Source organism: Zhongshania sp., from assembly GCF_041584495.1.
Lineage (GTDB): Bacteria > Pseudomonadota > Gammaproteobacteria > Pseudomonadales > Spongiibacteraceae > Spongiibacter.
Genome location: NZ_JBFHDY010000125.1, coordinates 1 through 9,978, shown reverse-complemented (window position 1 = coordinate 9,978; position 9,978 = coordinate 1). Strand labels below are relative to the sequence as shown.

The window sequence follows — 9,978 nt, the reverse complement described above, 5'->3', positions numbered from 1 at the left end:
TTGTTTAATCAGTTTATTGAGTTAATTAAAGCGAGTCGCTAAACGGAAAACGGGAGACGCTTTTGCTTAGCGTTTTCCGTCTCCCATCTAGCGTCCTGCGGAGACCCCATGCCAAAAAGAACAGACATCAAAAGTATTCTCATCCTCGGTGCTGGTCCGATTGTGATCGGTCAGGCCTGTGAGTTTGATTACTCCGGCGCCCAAGCGTGTAAAGCCCTGCGCGAAGAGGGCTTTCGCGTTATTTTGGTAAACTCGAACCCCGCGACCATTATGACCGACCCGTCGATGGCTGATGCTACGTATATTGAGCCGGTGGTTTGGGAAACGGTTGCCAAGATCATCGAAAAAGAGCGTCCCGACGCCCTGCTGCCGACCATGGGTGGCCAGACCGCGCTGAACTGTGCGCTGGACCTGGATCGCGAAGGGGTGCTGGAGAAATACGGCGTAGAAATGATCGGCGCCACTAAAGATTCTATCGATATGGCAGAGGACCGCCAGTTATTCGATAAGGCCATGAAGCGCATCGGCTTGGCTACGCCGCGCTCTGCCATTGCCCACAGCATGGAAGAGGCTCTGCAAGTGCAGGACTCTATTGGTTTCCCCGCGATAATTCGTCCGAGCTTCACCATGGGTGGTTCTGGCGGCGGTATTGCGTATAACAAAGAAGAATTTATTGAGATCTGTTCCCGCGGTTTAGACCTGTCGCCCACCAATGAGCTGTTGATCGATGAGAGCCTGATTGGTTGGAAAGAATTTGAAATGGAAGTGGTTCGCGACAAAAACGACAACTGCATTATTGTCTGTGCGATTGAAAACTTCGACCCTATGGGCGTGCACACCGGCGATTCGATCACCGTTGCGCCAGCGCAGACTCTGACCGATAAAGAATATCAAATCATGCGTAACGCCTCGTGCGCGGTATTGCGTGAGATCGGTGTTGAAACTGGCGGTTCCAATGTTCAATTTGGTATGGAGCCGCACACTGGTCGTCTGGTGGTTATCGAGATGAACCCGCGGGTTAGCCGTTCTTCGGCCTTGGCTTCTAAAGCGACTGGCTTCCCCATTGCCCGTGTGGCAGCGAAATTGGCGATTGGTTATACCCTCGACGAATTGCAGAACGAGATTACTGGCGGCGCGACCCCCGCGTCTTTTGAGCCAGCTATCGATTACGTGGTTACCAAAATCCCGCGTTTCACCTTTGAAAAATTCGGTGAGGCGCAGACTCGTTTACACACCCAGATGAAGTCGGTAGGTGAGGTGATGGCAATTGGCCGTACCTTCCAAGAATCGCTACAAAAAGCGCTGCGCGGCTTGGAAGTGGGTTCTGCTGGTTTTGAGCACCAGATCGATACTGATCGCGATGACGCTAAAGACATCTTGATTGCTGAGTTGACGAATCCCGGCCCAGAGCGGATTTGGTTTGTGGCTGATGCCTTCCGCTCCGGTATGAGCGTTGAAGAGGTGTTTGAACACTCGTGGATTGATCCTTGGTTCCTCGTGCAGATTGAAGACATTGTTAAAACTGAAAATTCTTTAAAAACCGTGGCCTTGGCGGATATCACCAAAGACATGATGTGGCGTCTAAAGCGCAAAGGCTTTTCAGATCAGCGCTTGGCAGTACTGCTGGCAGTGAGTGAAAAGCAGTTGCGTGGCCTGCGTCATAGCTTAGATATTCACCCTGTGTACAAGCGCGTAGACACCTGCGCGGCAGAATTCTCTACTTCTACCGCCTATATGTATTCGACCTACGAGGAAGAGTGCGAGTCTAATCCGTCGGATCGCGAGAAGATTCTTGTTATCGGTGGTGGCCCCAACCGGATTGGTCAGGGTATTGAATTCGACTACTGCTGCGTTCACGCGGCGCTGGCGATGCGTGAAGACGGTTACGAGACCATTATGGTCAACTGTAACCCCGAGACCGTATCAACTGATTACGATATTTCAGATCGTCTGTATTTTGAGCCGGTGACGTTGGAAGACGTGCTCGAAATCGTGGCCAAAGAAAAGCCAAAGGGTGTTATCGTGCAGTTTGGTGGGCAAACACCGCTAAAATTGGCCCGTGACCTTGAGGCCGCTGGTGTGCCGATTATCGGTACAACGCCAGATGCGATTGACCGCGCCGAAGATCGTGAGCGTTTTCAGCAGATGCTGCAGCGTTTAAATATCAAGCAGCCACCGAATACCACCGTGCGTTCAGAAGAAGCGGCACTGCGGGCGGCGGCTGAGATTGGCTATCCCTTGGTTGTGCGTCCATCCTATGTATTAGGTGGCCGGGCCATGGAAATTGTCTATAAAGAAGAAGAGCTTGAGCGCTATATGCGTGAAGCGGTGCGGGTGTCTAACGACTCGCCGGTATTGCTTGATCACTTTTTGAATGCGGCGGTTGAGGTTGATCTTGATGCGGTGTCCGATGGCAAACATGTGGTGATCGGCGCGATTATGCAGCATATCGAACAAGCGGGCGTTCACTCTGGTGATTCGGCGTGTTCATTGCCCCCATATTCGCTGGATGCCGGTGTTCAGGATCGCATGCGCGAGATCGTTAAAGCCATGGCGCTGGAGTTAGGCGTGGTGGGTTTGATGAACGTGCAGCTGGCAGTGCAAGATGGCTCAATCTACGTGATTGAGGTTAATCCTCGCGCTTCACGTACTGTGCCCTTCGTGTCTAAGTGTATTGGTATTTCACTTGCCAAAGTTGCAGCGCGCTGCATGGCGGGTAGGAGTCTGGCTGAGCAAGACTTTATCGAAGAGCGTAGTCCTAAGTATTTTGCTGTTAAAGAAGCGGTTTTTCCCTTTAATAAATTCCCTGGCGTTGACCCCATTCTTGGGCCAGAAATGAAATCGACGGGTGAAGTGATGGGCTTGGGCGAAACCTTTGCGGAAGCCTTTGCTAAAGCGGCAGTAGGTGCTGGTGAGGTCTTTCCAACCAGTGGCAAAGCCTTTATCAGTGTTCGCGACCCCGATAAATCAGGGGCAATCGCCGTGGCCAGTCAATTGGTTGAACTCGGCTTTAGCCTGCTGGCAACCCGTGGCACTCACAAGGTCTTGACGGAAGCGGGCCTTAAATGTCAGCGTGTAAATAAGGTATTGGAAGGTCGCCCCCATATTGTTGATATGGTGAAAAATGGCGATGTCGATCTGATTATTAATACTACCGAAGGTAAGCAGGCGATTGCGGATTCGTCATTGATTCGCCGCAGTGCGCTGGCGAACAAGGTGAGTTACACCACCACTTTGGCTGGTGCAGAAGCAATTTGTCAGGCGCTGGTGTTTGGCGAAGAGAAAACCGTGCGCCGCTTACAAGATGTTCATAAGGGGTTTATGCAATGAGTTTATTGCCAATGACCGTTGCCGGCGAAAAAGCGCTGCGCGAAGAGTTAAAAAAATTAAAGTCAATTGATCGCCCGCGGATTACCCAGGCGATCGCTGAGGCTCGCGCTCACGGTGATTTAAAAGAAAATGCCGAGTACCATGCCGCGCGCGAGCAACAAGGTTTTTGCGAGGGCCGGATTCAAGAAATTGAAGGTAAGCTGGCTGGCGTGCGAGTGATTGATATCACTGCGATTCCGTATAGCGGTAAAGTGATTTTTGGCACTACAGTGTCGCTAATTAATTGCGACACTGACGAAGAGGTGGCTTACCGTATTGTTGGCGAAGACGAAGCGGATGTGAATCTTGGTAAAATTTCGGTGACCTCGCCTATCGCCCGCGCCTTAATTGGTAAAGAAGCGGGAGATGTCGCGGTAGTCGTTGCGCCAGGTGGTAATATTGAGTACGAAATCGACAAGGTGGAACACCTTGCTGAGTGAGCGCTAGCTCAAGCCCGAAGTAAGTTAGATAACTTCGGGTTTGGGGTTTTCGCTGGACGATAAATTAGCGCTATCTTGCCGATAGCCTGAATCAGCAATGCTTTATGCGCTTTACACAGTTGATCGATTAGCGCGCGGCGTTCAGTTGGCTCAGCTATATTGACCTTAACTTTAATCAATTCGTGGTCGTCGAGTGCGCGGTCTAGCTCCAGCGCTACGCTTTCACTAAGCCCCTTGTCGGCAATCATAACAACGGGGCTGAGTTTGTGACCGATGCTGCGTAGGTGTTTTTTATCGCTGGCGCTGAATTTGGGCATAATATATCGAACCGGGAAAGAGCGTGGGCGCTTATTTTACTTGAAAGTGCGCCCAGTCGGTATCTCAATCTCGCTAATAATGGAGTTAGTGTGGCGAAGCCTAAAGGATCCAGCGGTGCATGGCTGAAGGAACATTTTGACGATCAGTACGTCAAAATGGCTCAGCGTGACGGCTATCGTTCCAGAGCCTGTTATAAATTGCTCGAAATTCAGGAAAAGGATCGCTTGATTAAGCCGGGTATGTGCGTCGTAGACCTCGGTAGCGCGCCGGGGGGGTGGTCGCAGGTCGCGGCCATGCTGGTTGGGCACCATGGTCGGGTGCTGGCCTCCGACATTTTGGAGATGGATTCCATTGCGGGGGTGGAGTTTGTGCGGGGTGATTTTACTGAGCAAGAAGTCATTGACGAGTTGATGGCGCACTTGGGAAATAGCAAGGCAGACCTTGTAATCTCAGATATGGCCCCAAACATGAGTGGTATGAGAGATGTTGATCAGCCGCAATCTATGTATTTGTGCGAGCTGGCACTGGATATGGCGGGATTAGTACTTCGGCCGGGGGGAAGCTTCGCCACGAAGATATTTCAGGGTGAAGGTTTCGATGAGTATATGCGGCAGCTTCGCGACCGATTTAGCAAAGTGGTGACTCGCAAACCAGCGGCATCACGACCAAGATCGCGGGAAGTATATTTAGTGGCCACTGGTCTGCGCGCTTGAATATTGCGTAGAGGGTGTCAGGTTAATGGTGTAGAGTGGGCAGATATCCGGGCATTTTCCCCGTTTGCAGCCTCTGCAAACAGTGCAGTATGAGGATCGGTTTTTGAACGATATGGCAAAGAATTTACTGTTGTGGCTGGTTATAGCCGCTGTTTTGTTGACAGTGTTTAATAACTTCAGCGTTCAGTCGCCCACAGAGCAGCTTAATTACTCCCAATTTATTTCTGAAGTGCAGAATGAGCGGGTGAGGAAGGTGGTCATTGACGGCTTGATGATTAGCGGTGAGCGGGCGGATAAAAGCCGCTTTGAAACCGTGCGGCCGCTGCTTGACGACCCTAAGCTAATTGATGATCTGCTCCAGCACAACGTCGTCGTAGAAGGTACCAAACCTGAACGTCAGAGCTTGTGGACCCAGCTATTGGTGGCTAGCTTCCCAATTTTAATCATCTTGGCGATTTTTATGTTTTTTATGCGCCAGATGCAAGGCGGTGCCGGTGGTGGCAAAGGCGGCCCGATGGCCTTTGGTAAGAGCAAGGCGCGTTTGCTCAGCGAAGATCAAATTAAAACTACCTTCGCCGATGTGGCGGGTGTCGATGAAGCCAAGGAAGACGTGCAAGAGCTGGTTGAGTTCTTGCGTGACCCAGGTAAGTTTCAGCGCTTGGGCGGTCGTATTCCCCGTGGTGTGTTGATGGTGGGGCCACCGGGTACCGGTAAAACCTTGCTTGCCAAGGCGATTGCCGGTGAAGCTAAGGTGCCGTTCTTCTCTATCTCAGGTTCTGACTTTGTTGAAATGTTTGTTGGTGTCGGCGCCTCTCGCGTGCGCGACATGTTCGAACAGGCTAAGAAGCAGGCGCCGTGCATCATTTTTATTGATGAGATCGATGCCGTTGGTCGCCACCGTGGCGCGGGTATGGGTGGTGGTCACGACGAGCGTGAGCAAACCTTGAACCAATTATTGGTTGAGATGGACGGTTTCGAAGCCAATGACGGTGTAATTGTTATTGCTGCAACTAACCGACCTGATGTGCTCGATCCTGCGCTGCTGCGTCCAGGTCGTTTTGACCGTCAGGTGACCGTTGGTCTGCCGGATATTCGCGGTCGTGAGCAAATCTTAAAAGTACATATGCGCAAATTGCCTTTGGGTGATGATGTTGAGGCAGCTGTTATTGCGCGCGGTACGCCTGGGTTCTCCGGTGCAGATTTGGCTAACCTAGCAAATGAGGCGGCACTGTTCGCGGCTCGCAGTAATTTGCGCTTGGTCAGCATGGCGCAATTTGATTTAGCCAAAGACAAAATTATGATGGGCGCTGAGCGCAAATCCATGGTGATGTCAGACAAAGAAAAATTGAATACGGCCTACCACGAAGCCGGTCACGCGATTGTTGGTCGCACCGTGCCTGAGCACGACCCGGTTTATAAGGTCAGTATTATTCCTCGTGGCCGCGCCTTGGGCGTAACCATGTTCCTGCCTGAAGAAGATCGTTACAGTTTGAGTCGACGTCATATTATCAGCCAAATTTGTTCCTTGTTTGGCGGTCGTATTGCTGAAGAAATGACCTTGGGTGCTGACGGTGTAACGACTGGCGCATCGAATGATATTCAGCGCGCCACCGATATTGCTCGCAAAATGGTGACCAAGTGGGGGCTGTCCGACAAGATGGGGCCGCTGATGTACGACGATGCCGAGGAAGAAGTTTTTCTTGGTCGTTCAGCCGGCCAAGCCGGTAAAGGTCATTCTGGCGAAACTGCCCGGCAGATTGATGAAGAAGTGCGCCGTATTATTGACGAGTGCTACGCCACCGCCCGTAAGATCTTGGAAGAAAATCGCGGCAAGTTAGATGTGATGGCTGATGCCTTGATGCTTTATGAGACCATTGATGCCAAGCAAATTGACGATATTATGAATGGTCGCACTCCGCGTAAACCTGCGGGTTGGGATGATGATGATCGTCGCGGTGGTCGCGCGGTGAAAGAAGAGATAGATGATGAACCGGCGCCAAGGGCGGATAAGAAAGATCGCCCTGAAGATCCTTTTGTTGACTCGGTGAGCGATCACTAGGTCGGCAATGCACAATTTTCAATCCTCATCGCAGCTACGCTGCGGTGATCGCCTTATAAACCTGCGCGAGCCGCAGGTTATGGCGATCATTAATGTTACACCCGACTCCTTCTCCGATGGCGGTAAATACCACGCCGGCGCCGCTTTGCTCGATAAAATTTTAGCGCAAGTCGATTTAGCTTGCTCGGAAGGTGCGAGCCTGATCGATGTCGGCGGCGAGTCTACTCGGCCTGGTGCGGCGCCGGTGTCGGAGGCCGAAGAATGTCGGCGGGTGCTGCCAGTGGTCGAGGCCATTGCACAACGCTTTGATGTGGTTATTTCTGTGGATACCAGTAATGCGACTGTTATGCGCGAAGGTGCCGCTTTAGGCGCGGGGCTCATCAATGATGTGCGTGCCCTGCAGCGACCAAATGCCATGCAAGCGGCGGCGACTAGCGGCTTGCCGGTGTGTCTTATGCATATGCAGGGCGAGCCTGTATCGATGCAGAATAACCCAGTTTATCGAGATATCGCGGCGGAGGTGGATGCTTTTTTGAGTCAGCGTATTGATGCGTGTGCCGGCGCCGGTATTGCTTCTGAGCGGATTGTACTTGACCCGGGTTTTGGTTTTGCAAAGACCCTTGCTCATAATCTTGAGTTGTTTCGGCGCTTGCCGGACATGGTGGCGTGGGGGTACCCGATATTGGTTGGGATGTCTCGCAAATCGATGATTGGCGGTCTTACTGGGCGGCCGGTGGGCGAGCGCTTGGCTGGAAGTGTGGCAATGGCGGCGATGGCTGTGGAGCGCGGCGCTCATATTATTCGGGTTCACGATGTTAAAGAAACGGTTGATGCTGTGCGGGTAGCGCAGGCTTTGAAATTTGAGAAAATAAAAAATGAATAGGAAATATTTTGGCACAGATGGTGTCCGTGGGCGAGTTGGCGAGGGGGCAATCACCCCAGAATTTGTTCTTAAATTAGGCTGGGCAGTAGGGCAGGTGTTTGCTCGAGAGGGCCGCAGCAAGGTTTTAATTGGTAAGGACACGCGCATTTCTGGCTATATGTTTGAGTCGGCGCTGGAGGCGGGTCTGGTTGCCGCAGGTGTTGATGTTTTGTTGCTAGGGCCAATGCCAACGCCGGCTATTGCCTATTTAACACGGACGTTTCAGGCGCGTGCCGGTATTGTTATTAGTGCGAGCCATAACCCCTATTACGATAATGGCATCAAGTTCTTTTCAGGCGACGGCAGTAAGCTGGCTGATGATGTTGAGCTCGCCATTGAATCGGCCGTTGACCTAACTATGACCACGGTGGCGTCGGCAGACCTTGGTAAGGTGCGGCGTATCGATGACGCCGCAGGTCGCTATATTGAGTACTGCAAATCAACAGTAGCGTCCGGGCTGTCTTTGAAGGGGTTGATCATTGTGCTTGATTGCGCGCATGGCGCAACCTATCACGTTGCCCCGGCAGTTTTTACTGAGCTTGGTGCTGAAATCGTAGTGATGGGTGCGTCGCCGGATGGTGTCAATATTAATGCTGAGGTGGGTTCCACGCACCCCTCTGCACTTCAGCGGAGAGTGATAGCGGAAGCGGCTGATTTTGGCATCGCGTTTGATGGTGATGGTGATCGTGTTTTGTTTGTCGACGCCGATGGCGAGTTGATCGATGGCGATGAGCTGTTGTTTATTATAGTCGCTGAGCGTTTGCGTCGAGGTAAGGCTTGCCCCGGCGTGGTGGGCACGTTGATGTCGAATCTAGGTTTTGAGTTGGCCTTAAAAGAGTTGGGTATTGGCTTTGAGCGCGCGAATGTTGGCGACCGTTATGTGAAAGAGCGAATGAACGCGCTCGACTGGGATTTGGGTGGCGAAAACTCGGGGCATATTATATGCGCTGATGTGAGTACCACTGGTGATGGCATTGTTGCGGCCTTGAAAGTGGTCGGTGCAATCGTTGGCAGCGGTAAGAGCTTGGCGGAATTGAAGGCGCCAGTGAGGAAATTTCCGCAAATAATGGAAAATGTGCGCATTAATTCACCTGTTGATCTAAAAAATAGTGAATTAGTCGCCGCAGTTGAAGCGGTTGAGCTGGAATTAGCAGGGCGAGGCAGGGTATTATTGCGCGCTTCTGGAACTGAGCCGCTGTTGCGGGTCATGGTTGAGGGCGAAGATGCGGCGCAGGTCACGGCACTTTGTCAGCGTCTAGCAGATAAGGTGAGAAAGCTTTCATCTTAATCGCTCGTCTCCTTGTATGTATTTATAAGTTTATGTAAGATTGGCGCCCATTTTGCGCTAAGGGAAATGGCATGCGGAGTAGTCTCGTAGCAGGTAATTGGAAGATGTATGGTGATAGCGCCAGCATTGGAAAATTAATGGCGAATTTAAGGGCCGCACTCCCGTCGGAACCCGGTGTTGATATCGCGGTGTTTCCGCCCTCAGTGTATATTGCGCGTGTTGTCGAGGGTATGTCTGGTTCACCAGTGGCGGTCGGCGCGCAGAATGTGTGTGAGCAAGCTGGTGAGGGTGCTTACACGGGCGAAGTGTCTGCGGGCATGTTGGCTGATGCAGGATGTCGGTATGTGATTGTTGGTCACTCCGAGCGTCGCGCGATGTACCAAGATAGTAATGAGCGTGTTGCGCAAAAAGCGAAGCAAGCTTTAGTGCAGGGCCTAACGCCGATAGTGTGCGTGGGTGAGACGGAAGGTCAGCGCGATAATGGCGCAACCTTAGAAGTAATCGCTGAGCAGCTTCAGTCAGTGTTTGCAGTATTAAGCATTGAGGAGATGCGTAGTGTCGTGGTTGCCTACGAACCAGTGTGGGCAATTGGTACTGGCAAAACGGCGACGCCATCGCAGGCTCAAGAAGTGCACGCATTTATCCGTGCCTTGTTTGCGAAAAAGGACGAGCCTTTGGCGACGGGTTTAAGAATTCTGTACGGCGGCAGTGTTAAGGCGGCCAATGCAGGTGAATTATTCGCGCAGGCGGATATTGATGGCGGTTTAGTAGGTGGTGCATCACTTGATGCGCAGGAATTTTCCGCAATATGTCGGGCGGCGGAGTAATGGAACAAGCAATTTTAATCGTACATGTGTTGGCTGGTTTGT

8 protein-coding genes are annotated in these 9,978 nt (G+C 51.8%); 7 read left to right on the top strand and 1 reads right to left on the bottom strand.

The genetic code is table 11. The features are described 5' to 3' along the window. Positions 1–108 precede the first annotated feature (108 nt). Both carB and greA read left to right on the top strand, forming a co-directional pair. Positions 109–3,330, top strand: coding sequence for a carbamoyl-phosphate synthase large subunit (gene carB / locus ABYP33_RS15710; RefSeq protein ID WP_373092103.1), 3,222 nt, complete (start codon positions 109–111; stop codon positions 3,328–3,330). Further along, positions 3,327–3,809, top strand: a complete 483-nt coding sequence (gene greA, locus ABYP33_RS15705) for a transcription elongation factor GreA (protein ID WP_373092102.1) — start codon at positions 3,327–3,329, stop codon at positions 3,807–3,809. Before carB ends, greA begins: the two co-directional genes overlap by 4 nt. Before the next feature lie 8 nt (positions 3,810–3,817). Here the strand turns inward: greA and ABYP33_RS15700 are convergent, their stop codons facing one another. Further along, positions 3,818–4,126 carry a YhbY family RNA-binding protein gene (locus ABYP33_RS15700; RefSeq protein ID WP_184464667.1) on the bottom strand — a complete coding sequence of 103 codons (309 nt, stop codon included), beginning with the start codon at positions 4,124–4,126 and terminating at the stop codon, positions 3,818–3,820. Between the two features lie 90 nt (positions 4,127–4,216). Between ABYP33_RS15700 and rlmE the strand changes: the two genes are divergently transcribed. The 5 genes from rlmE to tpiA all read left to right on the top strand — a co-directional run bounded on the left by rlmE (position 4,217) and on the right by tpiA (position 9,936). After that, positions 4,217–4,840 (top strand): 23S rRNA (uridine(2552)-2'-O)-methyltransferase RlmE, encoded by a 624-nt coding sequence (gene rlmE / locus ABYP33_RS15695; protein WP_373092101.1) that lies wholly within the window; start codon positions 4,217–4,219, stop codon positions 4,838–4,840. A 112-nt stretch (positions 4,841–4,952) separates the two neighbouring features. Beyond that, positions 4,953–6,899 (top strand): ATP-dependent zinc metalloprotease FtsH, encoded by a 1,947-nt coding sequence (ftsH, locus tag ABYP33_RS15690; protein ID WP_373092100.1) that lies wholly within the window; start codon positions 4,953–4,955, stop codon positions 6,897–6,899. A gap of 7 nt (positions 6,900–6,906) precedes the next feature. Continuing rightward, entirely contained in the window at positions 6,907–7,782 is an 876-nt protein-coding gene (folP, locus tag ABYP33_RS15685; RefSeq protein ID WP_373092099.1) for a dihydropteroate synthase, read from the top strand. Further along, on the top strand, positions 7,775–9,109 hold the full coding sequence (gene glmM, locus ABYP33_RS15680; RefSeq protein ID WP_373092098.1) for a phosphoglucosamine mutase: 1,335 nt from the start codon (positions 7,775–7,777) through the stop codon (positions 9,107–9,109). The genes folP and glmM overlap by 8 nt, the downstream gene beginning before the upstream one ends. Before the next feature lie 71 nt (positions 9,110–9,180). Beyond that, entirely contained in the window at positions 9,181–9,936 is a 756-nt protein-coding gene (tpiA, locus tag ABYP33_RS15675; protein ID WP_373092097.1) for a triose-phosphate isomerase, read from the top strand. The last annotated feature ends 42 nt before the right edge of the window (positions 9,937–9,978 follow it).

Coding starts and splice junctions, on each gene's coding strand:
- ftsH (WP_373092100.1), top strand. CDS start 4,953: ATGGCAAAGAATTTACTGTTGTGGCTGGTTATAGCCGCTGTTTTGTTG.
- tpiA (WP_373092097.1), top strand. CDS start 9,181: ATGCGGAGTAGTCTCGTAGCAGGTAATTGGAAGATGTATGGTGATAGC.
- folP (WP_373092099.1), top strand. CDS start 6,907: ATGCACAATTTTCAATCCTCATCGCAGCTACGCTGCGGTGATCGCCTT.
- carB (WP_373092103.1), top strand. CDS start 109: ATGCCAAAAAGAACAGACATCAAAAGTATTCTCATCCTCGGTGCTGGT.
- glmM (WP_373092098.1), top strand. CDS start 7,775: ATGAATAGGAAATATTTTGGCACAGATGGTGTCCGTGGGCGAGTTGGC.
- greA (WP_373092102.1), top strand. CDS start 3,327: ATGAGTTTATTGCCAATGACCGTTGCCGGCGAAAAAGCGCTGCGCGAA.
- ABYP33_RS15700 (WP_184464667.1), bottom strand. CDS start 4,126: ATGCCCAAATTCAGCGCCAGCGATAAAAAACACCTACGCAGCATCGGT.